The following is an 18604-nucleotide window of genomic DNA, read 5'->3' as shown; positions in this document are numbered from 1 at the left end:
GCGGCCTGAACATGGCAGGGCCTGGTCAGCTACTCGGCGAGCGGAACCGCGGCCGAGTAGGCGCCCTTGTGATACAGCAGGGGCTCGTGCCTCTGCTCGCCGTCGTCGTCCCAGTACACGCGGACGACCCGGCAGATGACCAATACCGAATCACCGGCGGGAATCAACTGGTGCACCCGGGCATGCATCCACGTCGGCGTCCCGTGCAGCACGGGTTCGCCCGTATCCAGGGGCGCCCAGAGCGACTCATCGGAGAACCTCTGATCGGCGCTCTTGGAGAATCGCTGCGCGAGATGGAGTTGATGGGCGCCGAGCAGATGGACGACCACGGACTCCGCTGCCTGCAGGGCACCGATGCTCGATGACGTGCAGGTGATGTTGAACGACACCAGTGGCGGGTCCAGCGACAACGAGGCGAAGGAGGTTGCGGTAAACCCAACGGGGCCACTGCGCGAGTTCAGGGTGACGATTGTGACGCCGGCCGGGTGACGGCGCAGTGCGGCGCGGTACTCGACGGCACTGACACTGCGGAACCGGTCCGACCGAGTAAGCACGTCCTCGTCCTTTTCGACCGAGTTCGACATAGCTTCCTCCTGGTTTTCGTTCGAGACGGTAGTGGTAACTGAGCTCGCCGCTCTTCAGGCCGGCTGCCGATTGTCCGCGCACCGACCGGCGCCGGATCGAAGAGCGCGCCTCCTTACCGCCGCGACCTGCTGCGGCGACAACGGCACACCGATCGACTCGAGCCACGGCAGAGTGCGGAACGCGATGTGCGCCAACACCTCCGAGTTGATCAGTGGCCGCAGCGTCACGCCGTCGGCGACATGCACGGCGTGGATGTCGGCCACCAGGCCGGCCAATCCGTTCGGTGTTCCGACGTACCGCAGCGAGGCCGGGACCGAGGGGGCCGTGAGGTGACCGTCCAGCCGTGCGAGTTCCCTACGCGCGGTCGGCGCGTCGTACGCGACCATCACTTCGACATCGACCAAGACGATCACGTCGGACGAGTCGTATCCCTCACCGGTCGCGGCCGCTCTGATCCGGGCTGTCTGCTGTTGAGCGGCGGCAAGGTCCGGCGCCTGAATTCGGACTATGGACGGTGGTCGGCGCCGATGCGGGTCGGTGGAGGTCAGATTCAGCCATTCGTCCGGCTCGGTGGTGTGACCGTCGCCCGCCACAGCGGCGTGGTGGCCGGCGTTCGCCAGCTCCAGTGCCACATGCAAGGGGGGCCTGGCCCCGATTATCCAGCGCGACATATTCATCCACTCCTGTCTTCGGATCCCGTCTTCGTCCGTCGGTGCCGAGCGTCGCCCGGCGCAGGCCTGACGAGCCCGGGGCGGATGGTGGCTCGCCACGACGGCGCGAGCCACCATCCACTACGGGGCCAGCCGAGGCGTCAGCTCGCGACCGGATCGATCACGATGGCGAACGCCTTGTTCTCGATACCGCCCGACCGGTCGAGCGAGATGAACTTCTGCTCGGTGTACTCGTCGAGCGCATCCGGCCCGCCCTCGCGACCGAGACCACTTTCCTTGTAGCCACCGAACGGATACGCCGGATGGATCACGTGCCAATCGTTGACCCAGACCATGCCGGCATCCAGCTGCCGGGCCACCTCGAGCGCGCGCTCCTCGCTGCCCCAGACGCCGGCCGACAATCCGTAGTTGGTGTCGTTGGCGATCTTGATCGCCTCGTCGACCGAGTCGTAGGCCAAGACGGTGAGAACCGGCCCGAAGACCTCCTCCCGCGCGATCCGCATGTCGTTGGTGACGTCGACGAAAATGGTCGGTTCCACCCAGTAACCCTTGTCGAATCCGGGCCCGGACGGGACACGTCCGCCCAACGCGACGGTGGCACCTTCCTCAGCCGCGATCTTGAAGTAGTCCACGATGCGATCGCGCTGTACCCGGGATGCGATCGGGCCGATATGGGTGGCCGGATCGAGGGGGTCACCGACCTTCAGGGTCGAGGCGCGCTCGACCAGGCGGCTGACCACCTCGTCGTAACGGCTCGCAGGCACCAGCAGCCGGGTCCCCGCCTCGCATGCCTGACCGTTGTTGGCCATGCAGGCGAAGAGTGCGCCGTCCACGGCGATATCCAGATCGGCATCGTCGAGCAGGACGTTGGCGCCCTTACCACCGAGTTCGAGGGTGACCCGCCGAATGGTCTGGGCGGACTGACGCAGAATGCTCTTGCCGACGACGGTCGACCCCGTGAATGCCACCTTGCGGACATCCGGGTGTCCCGCGAGGTAGGCGCCCACCGGATCACCGTCACCGGTGATCACATTGAGCACGCCAGGGGGCAGGCCGGCTGCTTCGAATTCCTTGGCCAGCTCGAGGGCGAGCAGCGGTGCGTGCTCATCCGGCTTGAGCACCACCGTATTTCCGGCCGCGAGCGCCGGCGCGATCTTCCACACCGTAGTGAGCAGCGGAATGTTCCACGGGACGATGGCCGCAACCACGCCCAGCGGCTCGCGGCGCACGATTCCGACCGCGGGGACCGGGCCGATCTCCGGACCGCTGGTCTCCCATTCGTAGTTCTCCGCCAGCGAGGCCAGATACTGGATCTGCGCCACCGACAAGCCGACATGCAGCGCGCCGGTGATACGGATGGTGGCGCCGTTCTCCTGGGTCTGCAGCACCGCGAGTTCGTCGATGCGACCGCCCAGCCGGGTGGCGACCTCGTTGAGCAGGGCCGCGCGCTCGGCCGGCGGCGTGCGCCGCCAGGTGCCCTCTTCGTGCGCCGCCTTGGCCGCGGCCACCGCCTGGTCGACCTCGGCGACGCCGCCCTTGGCGACCGTCGCGACGAGTTCTTCGGTTGCGGGACTACGGATTTCGTAGATGTCGCCGGTGTCGGTCCATTTGCCGTCGACGAACAGTGAGTAGTGGGGGGTACTCATCGGTTACTCCTGATGTGATGTGAACCGTCGGATATGGCGCGGGCGCGTCATCCGATTTGGCGTTCTCGCCCTTGCCAATACGGCGCGCGGATCGCTTTCTTGTCGACCTTGCCCGCCGGATTCACCGGCACGCTGTCGACGAACTCGACCGTCTTCGGTGCGGGAACGCTACCGAGCGCGGCCTTGACATGGTCGATCACTTCGCGCTCGGTCAGCCGCGCCCCCGGTTTCACGATGACCACGGCATGCACGGCTTCGCCCCATTTCTGGTGCGGTACGCCGATCACCGCCGATTGCGCCACCGCCGGGTGGGTAGCCAGCGCATCTTCGACCTGTCGCGGAAAGACATTGAATCCACCGCTGACGACCATGTCCTTCTTGCGGTCGACGATGTAGAGGAAGCCGTCCTCGTCGAGCCGGCCGATATCGCCGGTGTGCACCCACCCGTCGCGTACCGCTTCGTGATTGCGGGACGAGTCGAGATAGCCGAGCATCTGGCCGAGCTGTTTCGAGCAGATCTCTCCCACCTCGCCGACCGGCAGCGGCTGATCGTCCTCGTCCTGAATGCTCGCCCGCACCTGGAACATCGGTCGCCCCGCCGATGCGAGGCGGTCGATCCAGACCTGCGAGTCGAGCCGGTGCTCGTTCTTACGCAGGCACGAGACGTATCCCTGCTCGGTTCCGGCGTAGGTCTGGATGAAAATCGGCCCGAAGACCTCCAGTGCCTCGCGCAGCCGCTCGGGCGTGATCGGCGACCCCGCGTAGATCATGGTCTGCAACGACGACAAGTCTCGTTGTTCGCGCGCCGGATGATCCAGCAACAGGTAGATGATCGTCGGAACCACCGCTGTCGCGGTGACGCCGAATCGCTCGATACTGCTCAGCAGACCGTCGACTTCCAGCCCCGGCAACATGACGTTCGTACCACCGCGCACGAACGTCGGCATCACGAAGATCTGGCTGAAGTGGGTCAGCGGCGCACCGTGTGCGAAGACCTCGCCGAACCGGATGTCACCGATCTCGAGTCCCGCCGAGATGCTGTACTGCGCCCAGGTGAAGTGGGAGTTCACCACACCTTTCGGCTCCCCGGTGCTGCCCGAGGTGAACAGGACATACGCTTCGTCGTCCTCGAACAGCGCCAGTTCCGGCCGGGTCGTCGGCTGGGCCCGGAAAAGTTCCGAATAGTCTTGTGCGTCATTCGGATTCGATTCCGGGCTGCCGCCGATCCGAATCAGGTTCTGCAGTTTCGGCAATTGGCCCCGGATCGCGGCGACCTTGTCGTCGAACTGCGCGTGGTAGATCAGCGTGGTGGCGTCGGTCTGCGAGAGATTCGATCGGAGTCCCTCGGCGGCCGATCGCGTCGGCAGTTGGACGAGCACGCCGCCGGCCGCCCATATCCCGTGTTGTGTCGGGATGAACTCCAGGCAGTTCGGCAGCAACAGTCCGACTCGTTCGCCCTTCTGCAGACCCAGCGCGACCAAGCCGTTGGCCACGCGGTTACGCCATTCGCCCAGCTCCCGGTATGTGACAGACCGGTCGCCGTCGATGATCGCCACCGAGGTGGAGTAATAGGTGCACGCCCGATCCAGGACGTCCGGCAACGTACCCCACATGGTCAGGAACCGACGAGCGTCGACGGATCGAAGCCCTCGACCCAGTACTCGGGAGTGATGATCGGTACGCCCAGCTCCTGCAGCACAGGAGTGTCGTTCCAGTAGGTCGTCTCACGCGCGATCTTGCCGTCGGCGTCGAGCTGGTGCCAGGTGATGCCCTGGGTGGTCAGCGTCTTGCCGCCGGTCGGAACGCCGCGGTAGGTCTCGAGTCCCTCACCGGTCCACTGCCAGCGGATCACCACCGCGGGGTTGCCGCCGGCGCCGGCCACTGCGAAGGTCTCGAAGACATCGAAGCGGTGGGTACCGACGCCGTTGGCCGGATCCGTATTCGCGAACGGCGCCAGGCGCGGCTCGAGCTCCTGCTTGGTGATCGCCGTGGACAGCACGTGGTCACGATCGGCGTGATCGTCGTAAACCAGGTCGTCGGCATACAGCTCGACCGCGGCCGCCGTATCGGTGGTCAGCGCCTTGGCCCAGCGCTGGGCGTGGTCTTCGTGGGTGCTCATGATTCGGATTCCCTTCGGAGAGTTCGCGGTTCAGGCGTTGGCGAGCGACTTGGTCACCGAACGTGGCTGGATCGGCTGGCCCAGTTCGGCGGCGGCGGTGGCGACATCCCACAGGCTCGCCTCCTTCACGATCAGGCCCTCGTCGTTGTAGACGTGGAAGGTGATCCCGCGAGTCCCTGGGACCTTGCCGTTGGTGGGCACACCGACGAACGCGGTCGCGGTGGGCGCCTCCCAGGTCCACCGATAGATCGCGGACTTCTCGTCGCCGACGACCTCGTCGATCCGGAAATTGTTGATACCGATGCCGTTCTCGGTGTCCTTGTTCGCGTAGGGCGCGAAAACACGCAGCAATTCTTCTTTGTCAGTGATCTTCTGACCGAGAATCGGGTCCTCGAAAACAAACTCGTCGGCATAGAGCGCCACGATTGCCTCCGGGCTCTCTCGGAAGGCCTTCAGCCATTTGATCGCAAACGTATGACTCATGAAACTTCGCTCTCCCTCGGTTCGTCAGGAACACCTTCAAGGTATTGCGACCCACATCACTGATTCGACTTCCTCTCGGAGGAAAAGCACCGCCCTAAGGGGGGATGCCGGGTCGGGCGCACCGAGGCAACCACCTGCCGGCAGCGCGAAATCTGGCCGGAACGGCAATTAGCGCCGTTGCCGGCCGACCGGCCGCACCCCAACCGGCGTCCGGCCGGCGCCACCACCCGCACACGTGTACTCACGAACGCGGTCATCTCGTCCGTACCCCGGAATTTCTCCCCCTTTGTTGGTCTCAAATCCCTCTTCCGGGAGGTGTGGCCGCATGCTCGCCGTTGCCAGACTGGGCTGCACACACTCGGAAAACAAAAGGGTTGATCCATGAGCACCTTCAAAAATGCCGACGAGGTCTACACCTATATCGGCGGAATTTTCGATATCGCCACCAAGGAACAGGCGTTCGTCGAGGCGACCGCGGGCACCGGTCTGGTCGTCAAACTGATCCAGACCGACCCGGACGCGGTGCTGGTCATCGACTTCCCGGGGCAGAAGGTTACGACCGGCGAAGCCGCGCGGGATCTGGACGCCACCGTGCAGCTTCGGATGTCGTCGGACAACAGCAATCGGTTCTGGCAGGGCAAGCTCAACTTCACGCTGGCCATGGCACAGCGCAAGGTCAAGCTCGACGGCAAGCGGTCGGTCGCGTTGAAGCTGCTGCCGCTGACCTCCGGATTGTTCGACGTCTACAAGAAGCTGCTCGTCGACAACGGCCGCGAGGATCTGCTGATCCGCTAGAAACCCCCTCTCCCCCACCATTTCTCACCCCAATCAAGGAGCAGACATGCTGAAACCGGATATGACCGACGAAGAATTCCAGCCGCACTTCGAGAAGGCTCGACAGGTCTCGGAGTTCTTCCGGGAGATCGGACCGGAGTACGACGAGAAGAACACCTTCGCCTACCCGTCGATCAAGGCGTTCAAGGACTCGGGCCTGGGTGCGCTGCCGGTGCCGAAGGAATTCGGCGGCCTGGGCGGAAGCCTGCTGCACGCCTCCAAGGTGATCAGCGAACTGTCCAAGGGGGATTCGGCGATCACCCTGGCCTACAACATGCACTACATCATGGTCGGCATCGCCGGCAGCCTGATGAGTGAGGAGCAGAACAAGTACTGGCTGGGCCGGGTGGCCGACGGCGACCTGATCTTCGGCCCCTTCTCCGAACAGCGCGCCGGCTTCAGTGGCCTGGCCGATATGAAGGCGGTCCCCCAGCCCGAGGGCGGCTGGCGGCTGTACGGCAAGAAGACCTGGGGCACGCTGTGCGAGGCCGCCGACATCATCACCACCAACGCGACCATCACCGACGCCGAGGGCAACCTGCCCGAGGATTTCCAGGAGCGGGTCAACGCCGAGAGCTTCTTCATCGGCGATTTCAAGGTCGACGAGAACGGCCAGGGCGACGGCATCCGGATCGAAAAGACCTGGAACGCTTTGGGTATGCACGCCACCGGCACGCAGACCATCCACTTCGAGGGCTACTACGTTCCCGCGGAGGGCTTCATCTGCGAGTGGCGTACCGGCGCCTTCGGTGTGCTGGAGTGGGCCTCGCTGATGTTCGCCAGCATCTACCTGGGCATGCAGTACCGCGTCCTCGAGGAGTCGCGGGCAGTGCTGTCGAAGAAGACACTCGGTGCCACCTTCGGCGCGATCGTCGCCCAGGACACCAAGGTCGCCAATGTGGGCCACATCATCGACGGCATCGGCGATATGGCCTCGCGCGTCGAGATCAGCCGGCGAGTGCTGTACCAGACCTGTCAGGAACTGCTCGACGGCAAGGACGACGAGTGGCCGCTGGAACTGCGCTTCCCCTACATCGGCTTGGCCAAGACGTTCATCGCCGACAACGTGCTGCACATGACGCGGCACGCCATGAGCATGGTCGGCGGCTCCTCGTTCCGCAAGGGCACCGTCTTCGAGCGTCTCTACCGTGACGCCGCGGCCTCGATGTTCCAGCCCCTCAACGGCGACCAGTCCCGCACCTACATCGGTGAATTCCTGCTGCAGCCGGAGGAACTCGCCGACTGACAGCAGTAGTCCGAACGGAACAACCCCCGGCCGAGCGGCCGGGGGTTGTTTTTTTCATCTTCGTCGTCACTGCGGGGGAAGGTGGCCTCGGATGAGCAGCCACGCGATCGCGGTGACGAGGTGCTGGATGGGGTCGACGAGATCGATGATCATGGAAACTCCTTGCCGGGCAACGTATCAGGCCGACAGCCCGGCCGGTTCGAAAGTGTCCTCGATGGCCCGGCGAGCCTGCGCGGGCAGGGTGTGCAAGATAGCGCGCACCCGTTCCTGGCGGCGGGCCGCGGCCTGCCGGAAGGGCATCCCCGGGGTGGGTTGCATCTGCGCCACGATGCCCTCGATATCTTCCACGCCACCGGCGTGGTGACCGGCGTCCACGAGCGCCTGCTCGTGCGCCATCTGGGCCTCGTCCTTCTCCTCGCTCATGCCGATCGGGCCGATCATCCGGCCGTTGAGGAACTGCCTGACCACCGGCTCGTCGCTGGTGAGCAGTACCTCGCGCGGCCCGAACATGACCAGCTCCCGGCGAAACAACATGCCGATGTTGTCGGGCACGGTGCGAGCCAGGTTGATGTTGTGGGTGACGATCAGGAAGGTGGCATCGATCTGGGCGTTGATATCGAGGAACAACTGGCTGATGTAGGTGGTGCGGACCGGGTCGAGTCCGGAGTCCGGCTCGTCGACCAGGATGATCTGCGGGTCGAGGACCAGCGCTCGCGCCAATCCGGCGCGCTTGCGCATGCCGCCCGAAATCTCGCCCGGCAGTTTGGTTTCCGCGCCGGCCAGACCGACGAGATCCAGCTTTTCCATGACGATCCGGCGGATCTCGGATTCGGGCTTCTTCGTATGCTCGCGCAGCGGGAACGCCGTGTTGTCGAACAGGGTCATCGAGCCGAACAGCGCGCCGTCCTGGAACAGCACGCCGAACAGCTTGCGGATCTCGTAGAGTTCCTTCTCGCTGCACTCCAGGATGTCGGTCCCGTCGATCAGAATCGAGCCGTACTCCGGCCGCAGCAACCCGATGAGAGATTTCAGGAACACCGATTTGCCGGTACCCGAGGGCCCCAGCAGCACGCTGACCTCGCCGGGCGGCAACGTCAGCGTCACATCACGCCAAATCGTCTGCGGTCCGAACGATTTCGTCAAACCCTCGACACGGACTTCGACACCACTCATGATGACTTCTCCTTTGCCTGCGATGCTCTGGCGCTCAGAACAGCGGATCGAATCGGTTGATCAGCCAGCGGCCGCCCACCTTGGTCAGTCCCACGCGCAACGCGTTCTGCGACTGTGACGGTGCCGGATTGCCTGCGACAGTGGTGGTCTGATCGATGTAGACGATCACCGTCGCCTGGTCCTTCGACACCGATTCCACCGCCGATCCCACGGGCGCCGCCTGCATCGTCACCTTTTTCTCCTTGGCGGCCGGCGCGACCACGGTGTCCGCCAGCTTTCCGTAGGTTTCGAGAAAATCGCCGGTCAGTCGCGTCTTGGCGGCCGCAAGATCCTGATCCACCGTTTCCGGTTTGTAGGACAGCACCGCCACCGCACTGTCGGAGGCGGCCTTGGCGACGGTGTCGCGGGAGTTCGCCAGATCGCGGTCGGCGGGCTGCTGGATCAGCGTTTGCAGCGAAACCAGCACTGCCAGAGCGACAATCGGCGGGGCAGCGGCCGGCAGCAGCCGGCGTCCGCCGTTGTCGCGGCGGCGCAGCACCGCGTTCCAGCCCGCGAAGCCCAAGGCGGCCGCGACGACCACGCCGCACACCACCTCCATCCAGAGCGGACGCCCCAGCACGGAGGTGATCATCAGCCCGGCCGCGGCCACGATCGCCACTGGAACGAGATCGGCCGCGACCGAGGCCATTCGGCGAAGATAGCGGGTAGAGGTCTGGATGATCATTGGACGAATCCCACCTTCGAGAGCTTGAACTTCCCGCCGACCCAGGCCACGTCGACGCGCACCTGATACTGCTTCGGCGCGGTGTCGACGCGGGCTCCGCTCGGCGGCGCGGAGGGCGCCGGGCTGCCCTGGGCCGGTGCGAGCCCACCCTGTCCCGGACCCGATTGTGGCAGCGGAACCGAAGTCTGCGAGGTGACGACGACCAGCACGCTCACGCTGCCGTCGTCGTTGCGCCGCTCGATGCCGGCGGCGACGCCGTGGCCGCGGGTCACACCACCCGACGTCTGCATGGTGTCGATGACCGAGCGCTTGCGCGCGTCGAATTCGTCGTGCCACTGGCCGGTCGAGTTCGCCAGCACCCGGTCCACGTAGCCGCGCGGGTCGGCGGAGTCGGTCGAAACCAGTTGCGCCACCGCGTCCTTCGAGAAATTCAACAGTTGCGTATCCCGGGCGGCGTCGCGGACCGCGATGTGATGGCGGACCATCGACCATCCGCCCACCGCACAACCGGCCACCACGACGACCGCGAGCAGCGCGTTGGCGATGCGGGTCGCGACGCGCACGAACGCCTTCGGGCCCCGCGGCGCGTCCGGTGTCGGCTCATCGTCCGGTTCGGTGATCTCCGGCGCCTCGCCGGACGAGATATCCACGGTGCTCACAGCGGCTCCATCCGGTCGATCAGCCATTGGCCGTGCGGCCGGACCACCTGCACCCGCACGGTGCTGACCAGGTAGGTCGGATCCGGCTTGGTGCTGTTGGTGGTCAGTCCGCGCAGGAAGACCAGCACGCTGGCCGAGTCCGGTGCGGCGGAGATCAGCGAGGTCCCGCTGACTTCCCACCGCGCGTCGATATGGGACTGCTTGGCCTGTGGAATGAGCGTGTCGGTCGCCAGCTCGGCGTAGGAGTCCAGGAACTGCCCGGTGAGATGACTCTTGGCCTGTCGTACATCGGCGTCGACGGTATCGGCCTTGTAGGTGAGCACGCCCGCGGTCAGCTTGGCGGCCTGTTCGGCGACATCGCGGCGCACGTCGCCTGTGCGCTGGTCGGCCACCGTGTAGTGGAAGTATCCGACCGCGGCGAATTCGGTCGCCGCCACCGCCAACGCGACGAGCACACCGACCCGGGCCCGGCGCGGGCGGGCGGCACGGCCGAGAAATGCGACCATTCGATACCACGTGCGCGCGATCACGGCACGACCTCGACCTTCGACAGTTTGTAGCCCGCCGCCTCGTCGACCACATCGACGCGCAGCCGCCAGGTCCGCGGATCATCCTTGGCACCAGTCGAATTCGATACCTTGGATACCGCCGTCACCAGCACCGTGGTGCTGCCGTCCGGATTGTGGTGCTCGATTCCGGCGCCCAGGATCTCCCCGGTCGAATCGGTTTTCGATTCATCGATCGCGCCGACGAATTTGTCCTTGACCGCCCTGAATTCGGCGAGCCACTGACCGGTCGCATCCGCGGCGATGCGATTCGCGCTGGCAGTAGGGTCCTTGGCGCTCGGAGAGATCAGATTCACCACCTCCTGGCGGGCCGCGGAGAGCACTGCGAGGTCTCGATCACCGACCCGGTCGCTGTCGCGATGTGCGAGGCCCAGCGTGATCGCCGCCGCCGCCAACCCGGCCGGCACCACGGCGATCAGCACAACACCGATCACTGACCTGCTGGGGCGCAACAACATTCGCAGCGCGGACCGGCGCGGGGTGCGCGCGCCCGCAGCCTCCGCGTCGCCGGCCGTCTCCGAGTCTGCCGCGGCGTCGAGGTCTCCGATGCCGGTGTCGTCGGACGCCGACTCCGCGGCGCTCTCCCTCGCGGCTGTCGCTTCCGCCGCACCGACGTCTTCTTCGGCGGGCTCCGGGGCGGTGCGCGCGGATATAGCGATTCGGTGAGTCATCAGTGATCTCCTGTCAGCAGGGTCTGCAATGTCGGTGCGACCTGTCCCGTCCCGGGAACCAGTCCCGGCTGGGTGTGAACCGTGCCGTCGCTGCCCACGTATCCGCCCGTGGCGGGGTCGTAGGCGGCAGTACCGACCCGCGGCGGTGGTGTGGCGGCCGCGGCCGGAGCCTGCGGGTTGTCGACCGTCGGCGTGGGGTTCTCCCGCCATGGATTGGTGCCCTGCGCGACGTAGGGCCGGTCGCTGTCACACTCCTCGACCGTCGGGGCGCGCTTGCCCGGCTTGTCCATACACGGCAGGTTGCGCGCACCGCGAACCGCGTTGGGGGCGTCCTGCGGAATCGCACAGTAGATCGGGGCGGGAGTACGAACCGGGGCGTCGGTGGACGAACCGTCCCTACGCTGTTCGGGCGGCAGGAACCCGGTCGTGCACGGTGGCGGCGCGTTGAGATTCAGTTTGAAGTCGAGGAAGGCCCGGTTGGTGCCGCCGGAGTCGGGGACGTTGATCGTCTTCAACGCGCTCACACTCGCCGGCAGCAGGACCAGCAACTGCTCGATCGACGGGTTGTAGGTCACTGCCACCTGGCCCAAGCTGGTCAGGTTGGCGACCAGCAGCGGCGCCGTCAGGTGCAGCTGCCCGAACAATTCACTGGCCTCACGCGCCGCGCCCGGCCCGGTCTTCAGCACGTCGCGGATCTGCTGGTCGCTCGCCTGCGCCTGCCGCACCGAATTCGACAGGTGCGCAACCCATTCGCGGATCGCCGGACTGCTGACCTGTTGCGAATCGAGGAAGGGCGCCGAATCGTTGATCAGCGTGGTGACCGCATCCGTGTCGGTGTGCGCCTGATCCAGCACGCGATCGGTTCCGTTGAGCAGGCGCTGCAATGCGTCACCGGAACCGCCGAAAGCGTTCTGCGTCTCGTCGATCACCGTGCTGAGCTTGTCCTTCGGAATCGAGGTCAAGCTGGTGTCGAGGGTGTCGATCAGCGGAGCGATGTCCTGCGGCACCGTAGTCCGTGTCGCCGGAACCACGTCACCGTTCTCGAGGTACGGACCGCCCTGGGACGTCGGTACGAAATCCAGATACAGCTCACCGATCGCCGAACGGCTGTGCACATTGGCGGTGGCGGACACCGGGATCCGCACCGAACTGTCCACGCTGAGCGTCGCTTCCGCACCGGTCCTGGTCGGCACCACACCGGTCACGATGCCGACCGTTTTGCCGCGGTAGGTCACGTTGGCGCTGTCATACAGACCGGCGCTGGTCGCCAGCTGCACCCGCACCGTATACCGCCCCACCCCGACGAGAGACGGCAGTCGCATGTAGACCAGCCCCATGACGAGCAGGGCGACCACGGTCACCACGGCGAAGATCAGCAATTGGATCCGGACGAATCTGGACAGAATCATTTCCCACCTCGCACGACAACCGAATCCAGTCCCGCGGTCAGCGGGTTCTTCGTCGACAGGGCGGGCACCCGGTCGACGGTGCGTCCGAGCGATGTCTCGGCATTCTCCAGCACGCCTTCCAACGGCGTGCCCTGCAGCAGGCCGCGCCCCAATCGTCCGAGCGTGAGATCCACTGTGCCGCTGAGGTTTCCCGCGTCACCGCGGAAGAACTTGGGAATGTTGGCCAGCGGCCACGGATAGGTCGGCAGCAACCCCAGCGCCCCGGTGAGATCCGGGCCCGCGTTGGCGAGCTCGCGCATGACCGGCTGCAGGTCGCGCAGGTTCTGCTGCACATCCTCGGAGCTGGCCGTGACGACCCGGTCGGCGGAGTCGGCGAATCCACCGAGTGCGGTGACCGTATCGGTGAGCTGCTGACGCTGCCGGGCCAGGATCGACAGTGCGGGCGGAATGCGGTCGAGGGCGCCGGCCAGCACATCGTTCTGCTTGCCGACCGTATCGGCCAGGCGATCGAGACCCGTAGCGGCGGTGATGATGTCGTCGCTCTGGGCGTTGAGGTCACTGCTGAAGGTACTGGTCTGCGAGAGCAGATCGCGGACCTCCTTCTCGTGACCGGACAGAGCCGCGTTGGTCTGGTTGCTTATCTCCTGGATCCTGGCCAGACCACCTCCGTTGAGCACGGTCGACAACGAGGCCAGAGTTTGCTCGGTCGTCGGGTAGGTGCTTGCGTGCTCGATCGGAATCACGCTACCGTCCTTCAGTTCTCCGGCGGGCGGTTCATTCAGCGGGTTCGCCAATTCGATATGCAGCGAGCCCAGCAGGCTGGTCTGGCCGATCTTGGCGGTGGTGTTGGCCGGCAGATGTACGTCTCGATTCAATGTCACCGTGACTACCGCGTGCCAGCCTTCCAGCTGCACGTCGGCCACGTTTCCGACGGTCACATCGTTGACCCGGACGCGTGAATTGCGTTGGATGGACATCACATTCGGCATCTCGATCTTCACGCTGTAGGACCCCGGACCGCCACCCACCGTGCCGGGAAGAGGCAGCGAATTCGGCCCCTCCCATTGACATCCGGACGCGGCCAGCGTGAGTCCGCCGATCAAGGCCATGGCCGCGAAGCGCTTCTTGCACCGCATTACCGGCCCCCTCCTGAGTTCGCGGGATTCGGAATTCCGAGCAGACCTGCCAGACCGCGCGCGGCGTCCACCGGCTGGGTCTCGGCCGGTGCGGGTGCACTTCCCCGCAACCACTGCTCGCTGTAGTCGATCTGGTCCGGGCGCACCGACAGGCCCGACACCGGATTCACACCGACCGGCGGATAGTTCATCTGCAGCAGTTTCAACACCGGCGCCAGCTGTTGCACACACAGCTTCGCGGCATCGGCGGCGCCCAACTGACTTGCCGATTGAATTGCGCCGCAGATGAATTGCACCGGATTGTCGAGCTGCGTGACAGCCAGAGCGCCGGTGAACGATCCCTGCGCCGGGTTGTATATGTTGTAGAAGTTCTGGATAGCTGTCGGCGCCACATGCAACAACTGTTCGATGTTGGGTCGAATATCGTTGAGCGACTTGGAAACTGCTGCGAGGTCGGCAATCGTTTTGGAGGCCGGGTCGCGATTGTCCTTGACGAACTGCTCGAGCCGGCTCGACATCGCGTCGACACCCTGCAACGCGGTCGCAAGCTCCTGATCGGTTCCGTCGAGCGCACCCGACACCGAGGCCACGTTCTGGTTGAGCCGCACGATCTCGCTGTCACTGGCCGACAACGCGGTCATGAACGCCTGCAGGTTTCGCACCGTGGCGAACAGGTCGTCGCGCCCGTCGGAGAGCGTGGTCATCGCATTGGACAGCTTGGTGAGGGTGTCGTTGATCTGATCGCCCTTGCCGCTCAGCGCATTCGCGGCCGAGTTGACGAAGTCCCCGAGCGCGCCCGCCTTGTTCTGCTCGGTCGGGTTGATCGAATCTGCGAGCGACTGCAGCTGTTTGCGCAGGTCGTCCCATTCCACCGGCACCGCGGTCCGTTCGAGCGGAATCTCCGCGCCGTCGGCCAGCTGCGGGCCGCCGGTGTAGGCCGGGGTCAGCTGAATCGCGCGGGACGAGATCAGGCTTTGGGAGAGGATCACCGCCTTCGCCTGCGCGGGCAGCCGATAGCGGCTGCTGTAGTGGAATCTCACCCGCATCCGGTCGCCGTGCGGATCGATCACGTCGATCGTTCCGACGTCCACGCCGAGAATCTTCACCCGGTCGCCGACGAACAGCCCGTTGGTGTTCTCGAAATAGGCCACCGCCGATTTCGTCGTCTCCCGGTTGTACAAGTGCCAGCCGAGTCCCGAAAGCCCCGCCACCACAACGACTATCACGCCCAGGATGACGACTTTGCTCCTGAGGAATCGCAACTTCAGCACTGCTCGCGACATGGTCATCCTCCCAATCCGGGCAGCGGCGGCAATCCGGGCAGCGGCGGTAGCCCGGGCAGTGCCGGCGCCGGAGCCGGCCCGGCGGCGGGCGCCGGCGCCGGGGTGGGGGCCGCAGCCGGGCCGGGTGCGGCGCCGGGTGCCGGAGCCGGCCGTGGCCCGCCCAAGGCGCTTGGATCGAGCCCCGCATCCTTGAACGCGGCGTCGATGAAGGGCTGAAGATACTGTCCCGGAAGCAGATTCATGATGTATGCCTTGAAGAACGGGCCGGAGGCGACCGATTCGCCGAGCGAGGTGATGTACTGGCTGGCCGGCAGGATGGCCTTGGCCAGATCGTCCTTACGCCGGTTCAGCAGATCGGTCACGCTGTTGAGCTGCTGCAGCACCGGGCGCAGTTGCTGCTGGTTCTCGTCGATGAGCGCCGCGATATTCGACGTGACCGACGACAGGTTCGTCAGCAACGTCTGTATCGCTTGGCGGCGTTGGTTCAATGCCTCGAACAGGGTGTTGCTGTCGAGGAGCAGCTTGTTGATCTGCTCACTGCGGCCCCCGAGCACCTTGGTCAGCGATTCCGCGTTGTGGAACAGGTCCTGCACCATCTTGTCGCGCGAGGCCACCGAATTCGACAGGCGCCCGACGCCGTCGAGTGCGGCCCCGAGGTTGGGCGCGGTTTGATCCAGGGTTCGACTCAGAGTGCCCAGCGCATCGGTCACCTGCCCGAGGTCGAGATCGCTCACCGTCGTGGACAGATCGCCCAGTGCATCGGTAAGCAGATAGGGGGTGGTGGTGTGGTCGATCGGTATCGGGTGATCCGGCGAGAGTTTCTTCACGCCACGCGAGTTGATCTGCAGGGATTTGCGGCCGAGCACGGTCAGTGTCTTGATCGCGACCTCGCTGTCGCTGCCCAGCGCGGGCCCGTCGACATCGAATTTCATCAGGACCTTATCGCCCTCGATCTCGATGTGCTTCACCTTCCCCACCTGGACGCCCGCGAGAAACACCTTGTCTCCCTCCACGATCCCGCCGGTGTCACCGAAATACGCCGAGTACGTCCGGGACGAGGAGAACCAGGAGCTGATGGTGTCGAATCCGACCGCCACCACGACGAGGGCGACCACGACGAGGATTCCGATCAGCCCGGTCCGGACCGTGTGGGACTTCTTTTCGTTGCTCTTGCGGCTTGTCATCAGGGTGTGCACCTTCCTGCCCGCTGCCCGATAATCGGGATGTAGACCGGATTGCCGTCGGGACCGTTCACCTTGATCTGCACATCGCACAGGTAGAAGGTGAAGAAGTCGCCGTAGAGGCCCAGCCGCGACAACCGGTTGTAGGCGTCGGGCAAACTGCCCAGGGCCCAGTCGACGTAATCCTTGTCGCCGTTGATCGCTCCTGCGAGCCGGCCCGCCTCCGCGATGTCGTTCTTGATCGTCGGCCGGGCGTTCGTCAGCAGATCCGCCACCGACCGCGAGGCATTGTTCACGTGCACCAGGGCATCACCGATCGGATCGGACTGAGCCGACAGCCCACTGATCAGTTGCTGCAGCTTGTCGATGCCGTCGTCGAATTCGGCGTTGCGCTTGTCGACAGTGCCCAGAACGGCGTTGAGGTTCTTGATCACCGACCCGATCAGTTGGTCCCGATCGGCCAGCGTGGAGGTCAATTGACCGGCCTCGTGCAGCAGGTCGGAGATCGTGCCACCCTGTCCCTGCAGAACCGTCACCAGGGAGTTCGACAGCCGATTCACCTGATCGGGCTGTAGGGCCTTGAACAACGGGCGGAAGCCGTTGATCAGTGCGTCCAGATCCAAGGCCGGCACGGTGCGGCTCACCGGAATCATGGCTTGCGGCGACTGCGGAGTCGTCGAGCCCGGAGCGTCGAGCAACTCCAGATAGTGTTCGCCGACCAGATTCTCGTATCGCACCGCGAGTTTGGTCGACTGCGTGATCGGCACCGCGTGCGTGAGACCGAATTCGACCAGCGCCGTGCCCTGACCGGTGACATGCACCGACTTCACCTTGCCCACTTCGACGCCGGCGACTCGGACGAACTCCGCCGATTTCAAACCCGAGGCATCGGTGAATTCGGCGCGGTAGGTCCGCTCCGAACCGAAGCGCATCTGGGAGAACACGATGATCACCGCGGCGGTGAAGAACACCATGACCACAGCGAATATCGACAATTTGACAAGGGTTCCGGATATCTTCATCGGGGGGCCGGCCCTCCTAGGATATTGCCGAACAGATAGTCGGCGAAGTACGGCGACCCGATCCGGGGGGCGGTCGAATCGGTGATATTCGCGCCGGTATCGGTGACGAGCACCGGCGCCGGATACATCTGGCGTGTGATCATCGGGTAGCAACCGGGCTGCCCGCCGGGCCCGCCCTCGGCCGCCACCTTCGGGAGGTTCTGGGGGTACCGATACGGGTCCGCACCGCCGAGGAAACCGATATCGAGATCGGCCGAGTATCCGGTATTTCCACCGAACGACTTCAGCTGTGCGTCGCGGGTATCCACGCTCTGGTGCAGTAGACAGGTCAGCTCCGGGCTGTATTTCGCGAGCAGCCCGGCGGTTGGGACCAGCAGTCGCATCGAATCGACCAGCCCGTGTTCGAGGTCGTTGGTGAGCCCCGCGCCCTCGTTACCGAACGTCACCGCGGCCTGCAGGATCGAGGTGAGCTGAGCCTGTCGCGCGACCACGGAATCCGCTGTGGTGGAGGCATATCCGAGCATGTCCAGCAGCTGCGGTGCGACATCGGCGTAGATGTTGGTGACCGTCGCCGCATTGTGCAGGTCACTCTGCAACTGCGGCATTGCCGGATGCAGGCGGGCCAGGGTCGCATCCGTTTTCGCCAGAGTGTCACCGAGTTGCTGTCCGCGCCCGCGCATTCCGTCGGCGACGGCCGACAGCGCGGAGTTCAGCTTCGCCGGGTCCACGTGTTGCATCACCGATTCGAGATTTTCGAACACCGTGTTGACCTCGGTGGTCACATTGGTGGAGCGCACCTGCGCGCCGGCCTGCAATCGATGCTTCGTATTCGACGAAGTCTGCAGCGCAACGTATTTGGACCCGAACGCGGTGGTCGCCTTGATCTCGGCGCTGGTGTCGGCGGACAGCAGTGCGAACCGCGGCGCATCGATGTCGAGGTTGAGTCGCGCTCGCCCATCGGCCTGGGACACGTTGCGCACATGGCCGATCACAACCCCGTTCAGTTTGACCTTCGCGCCGTCCTCCATCACCAGACCGGACCGATCGGCGACCACCGTGATCGGTACAGTCCGCTTCAGATCGCCGTGAAAAGACAGGGTGCAGAACAGAATTGCCGCTGTCAGGCCCGCGGTCAGCGCCACTCCGGCTCTGATCAGCGGCGGCTTCTTGTAGTGGTTCTTCCTACCTGTGCTCAT

The 18604-nt window shown here is 65.0% G+C and carries 19 protein-coding genes; 2 read left to right on the top strand and 17 right to left on the bottom strand.

The features are described from left to right. Positions 1–29: 29 nt before the first annotated feature. The 6 genes from A5780_RS18710 to A5780_RS18685 all read right to left on the bottom strand — a co-directional run bounded on the left by A5780_RS18710 (position 30) and on the right by A5780_RS18685 (position 5504). The gene (locus tag A5780_RS18710) at positions 30–584 is read right to left on the bottom strand and encodes a flavin reductase family protein (protein ID WP_064909108.1); all 555 of its coding nucleotides are present in this window, start codon (positions 582–584) and stop codon (positions 30–32) included. A 54-nt stretch (positions 585–638) separates the two neighbouring features. After that, complete coding sequence (locus A5780_RS18705; protein WP_064909116.1) at positions 639–1256, bottom strand: hypothetical protein; 618 nt, start codon at positions 1254–1256, stop codon at positions 639–641. A gap of 140 nt (positions 1257–1396) precedes the next feature. Further along, entirely contained in the window at positions 1397–2902 is a 1506-nt protein-coding gene (locus tag A5780_RS18700) for an aldehyde dehydrogenase (RefSeq protein WP_064909107.1), read from the bottom strand. A 47-nt stretch (positions 2903–2949) separates the two neighbouring features. Next, positions 2950–4515 (bottom strand): long-chain fatty acid--CoA ligase, encoded by a 1566-nt coding sequence (locus A5780_RS18695; protein ID WP_064909106.1) that lies wholly within the window; start codon positions 4513–4515, stop codon positions 2950–2952. A gap of 2 nt (positions 4516–4517) precedes the next feature. Further along, positions 4518–5021 (bottom strand): ketosteroid isomerase-related protein, encoded by a 504-nt coding sequence (locus tag A5780_RS18690; protein WP_064909105.1) that lies wholly within the window; start codon positions 5019–5021, stop codon positions 4518–4520. Positions 5022–5051: 30 nt separating this feature from the next. Further along, positions 5052–5504, bottom strand: a complete 453-nt coding sequence (locus A5780_RS18685; RefSeq protein WP_063009818.1) for a ketosteroid isomerase-related protein — start codon at positions 5502–5504, stop codon at positions 5052–5054. A 381-nt stretch (positions 5505–5885) separates the two neighbouring features. Between A5780_RS18685 and A5780_RS18680 the strand changes: the two genes are divergently transcribed. Together A5780_RS18680 and A5780_RS18675 are read left to right on the top strand one after the other, a co-directional pair. Next, positions 5886–6299: an SCP2 sterol-binding domain-containing protein gene (locus A5780_RS18680; protein WP_063009820.1), complete on the top strand. Its 414-nt coding sequence runs from the start codon at positions 5886–5888 to the stop codon at positions 6297–6299. Between the two features lie 46 nt (positions 6300–6345). Then, positions 6346–7584: an acyl-CoA dehydrogenase family protein gene (locus A5780_RS18675; protein WP_063009822.1), complete on the top strand. Its 1239-nt coding sequence runs from the start codon at positions 6346–6348 to the stop codon at positions 7582–7584. A gap of 177 nt (positions 7585–7761) precedes the next feature. On the opposite strand, the gene A5780_RS18670 is transcribed toward A5780_RS18675, so the two are convergent. The 11 genes from A5780_RS18670 to A5780_RS18620 are packed head-to-tail and all read right to left on the bottom strand — an operon-like array spanning position 7762 to position 18604. After that, the gene (locus A5780_RS18670) at positions 7762–8757 is read right to left on the bottom strand and encodes an ABC transporter ATP-binding protein (RefSeq protein ID WP_063009824.1); all 996 of its coding nucleotides are present in this window, start codon (positions 8755–8757) and stop codon (positions 7762–7764) included. Between the two features lie 34 nt (positions 8758–8791). Continuing rightward, complete coding sequence (locus A5780_RS18665) at positions 8792–9445, bottom strand: hypothetical protein (RefSeq protein WP_146098822.1); 654 nt, start codon at positions 9443–9445, stop codon at positions 8792–8794. 32 nt (positions 9446–9477) lie between these two features. Continuing rightward, on the bottom strand, positions 9478–10140 hold the full coding sequence (locus A5780_RS18660; RefSeq protein ID WP_064909104.1) for a hypothetical protein: 663 nt from the start codon (positions 10138–10140) through the stop codon (positions 9478–9480). Next, a complete protein-coding gene (locus tag A5780_RS18655) occupies positions 10137–10670 on the bottom strand; it encodes a hypothetical protein (protein WP_064909103.1) in 534 nt (177 codons plus the stop codon). Before A5780_RS18655 ends, A5780_RS18660 begins: the two co-directional genes overlap by 4 nt. Further along, positions 10667–11377, bottom strand: a complete 711-nt coding sequence (locus A5780_RS18650; protein ID WP_063009832.1) for a hypothetical protein — start codon at positions 11375–11377, stop codon at positions 10667–10669. Before A5780_RS18650 ends, A5780_RS18655 begins: the two co-directional genes overlap by 4 nt. Then, positions 11377–12786 (bottom strand): MCE family protein, encoded by a 1410-nt coding sequence (locus A5780_RS18645; protein ID WP_063009834.1) that lies wholly within the window; start codon positions 12784–12786, stop codon positions 11377–11379. Before A5780_RS18645 ends, A5780_RS18650 begins: the two co-directional genes overlap by 1 nt. Then, positions 12783–13922, bottom strand: a complete 1140-nt coding sequence (locus A5780_RS18640; RefSeq protein ID WP_082976555.1) for an MCE family protein — start codon at positions 13920–13922, stop codon at positions 12783–12785. The genes A5780_RS18645 and A5780_RS18640 overlap by 4 nt, the downstream gene beginning before the upstream one ends. Beyond that, on the bottom strand, positions 13922–15205 hold the full coding sequence (locus tag A5780_RS18635) for an MCE family protein (protein ID WP_231983008.1): 1284 nt from the start codon (positions 15203–15205) through the stop codon (positions 13922–13924). The genes A5780_RS18640 and A5780_RS18635 overlap by 1 nt, the downstream gene beginning before the upstream one ends. Before the next feature lie 2 nt (positions 15206–15207). Next, positions 15208–16389 carry an MCE family protein gene (locus A5780_RS18630; protein ID WP_064909114.1) on the bottom strand — a complete coding sequence of 394 codons (1182 nt, stop codon included), beginning with the start codon at positions 16387–16389 and terminating at the stop codon, positions 15208–15210. Further along, entirely contained in the window at positions 16389–17408 is a 1020-nt protein-coding gene (locus tag A5780_RS18625; protein ID WP_064909101.1) for an MCE family protein, read from the bottom strand. The genes A5780_RS18630 and A5780_RS18625 overlap by 1 nt, the downstream gene beginning before the upstream one ends. Beyond that, positions 17405–18604 (bottom strand): MCE family protein, encoded by a 1200-nt coding sequence (locus tag A5780_RS18620; protein ID WP_064909100.1) that lies wholly within the window; start codon positions 18602–18604, stop codon positions 17405–17407. Before A5780_RS18620 ends, A5780_RS18625 begins: the two co-directional genes overlap by 4 nt.

This window comes from Nocardia sp. 852002-20019_SCH5090214, from assembly GCF_001665865.1.
Classification (GTDB): Bacteria; Actinomycetota; Actinomycetes; order Mycobacteriales; family Mycobacteriaceae; genus Nocardia; species Nocardia nova.
Note: the sequence above shows the minus strand (reverse complement) of the source record. Positions and strands in the feature narration are given on the sequence as shown.

Excerpts from the sequence above, each read along its gene's own strand:
- A5780_RS18710 (WP_064909108.1), bottom strand. The coding sequence starts at position 584 with ATGTCGAACTCGGTCGAAAAGGACGAGGACGTGCTTACTCGGTCGGAC.
- A5780_RS18705 (WP_064909116.1), bottom strand. The coding sequence starts at position 1,256 with ATGTCGCGCTGGATAATCGGGGCCAGGCCCCCCTTGCATGTGGCACTG.
- A5780_RS18700 (WP_064909107.1), bottom strand. The coding sequence starts at position 2,902 with ATGAGTACCCCCCACTACTCACTGTTCGTCGACGGCAAATGGACCGAC.
- A5780_RS18695 (WP_064909106.1), bottom strand. The coding sequence starts at position 4,515 with ATGTGGGGTACGTTGCCGGACGTCCTGGATCGGGCGTGCACCTATTAC.
- A5780_RS18690 (WP_064909105.1), bottom strand. The coding sequence starts at position 5,021 with ATGAGCACCCACGAAGACCACGCCCAGCGCTGGGCCAAGGCGCTGACC.
- A5780_RS18685 (WP_063009818.1), bottom strand. The coding sequence starts at position 5,504 with ATGAGTCATACGTTTGCGATCAAATGGCTGAAGGCCTTCCGAGAGAGC.
- A5780_RS18680 (WP_063009820.1), top strand. The coding sequence starts at position 5,886 with ATGAGCACCTTCAAAAATGCCGACGAGGTCTACACCTATATCGGCGGA.
- A5780_RS18675 (WP_063009822.1), top strand. The coding sequence starts at position 6,346 with ATGCTGAAACCGGATATGACCGACGAAGAATTCCAGCCGCACTTCGAG.
- A5780_RS18670 (WP_063009824.1), bottom strand. The coding sequence starts at position 8,757 with ATGAGTGGTGTCGAAGTCCGTGTCGAGGGTTTGACGAAATCGTTCGGA.
- A5780_RS18665 (WP_146098822.1), bottom strand. The coding sequence starts at position 9,445 with ATGGCCTCGGTCGCGGCCGATCTCGTTCCAGTGGCGATCGTGGCCGCG.
- A5780_RS18650 (WP_063009832.1), bottom strand. The coding sequence starts at position 11,377 with ATGACTCACCGAATCGCTATATCCGCGCGCACCGCCCCGGAGCCCGCC.
- A5780_RS18645 (WP_063009834.1), bottom strand. The coding sequence starts at position 12,786 with ATGATTCTGTCCAGATTCGTCCGGATCCAATTGCTGATCTTCGCCGTG.
- A5780_RS18640 (WP_082976555.1), bottom strand. The coding sequence starts at position 13,922 with ATGCGGTGCAAGAAGCGCTTCGCGGCCATGGCCTTGATCGGCGGACTC.
- A5780_RS18635 (WP_231983008.1), bottom strand. The coding sequence starts at position 15,205 with ATGTCGCGAGCAGTGCTGAAGTTGCGATTCCTCAGGAGCAAAGTCGTC.
- A5780_RS18630 (WP_064909114.1), bottom strand. The coding sequence starts at position 16,389 with ATGACAAGCCGCAAGAGCAACGAAAAGAAGTCCCACACGGTCCGGACC.
- A5780_RS18625 (WP_064909101.1), bottom strand. The coding sequence starts at position 17,408 with ATGAAGATATCCGGAACCCTTGTCAAATTGTCGATATTCGCTGTGGTC.
- A5780_RS18620 (WP_064909100.1), bottom strand. The coding sequence starts at position 18,604 with ATGAGCACAGGTAGGAAGAACCACTACAAGAAGCCGCCGCTGATCAGA.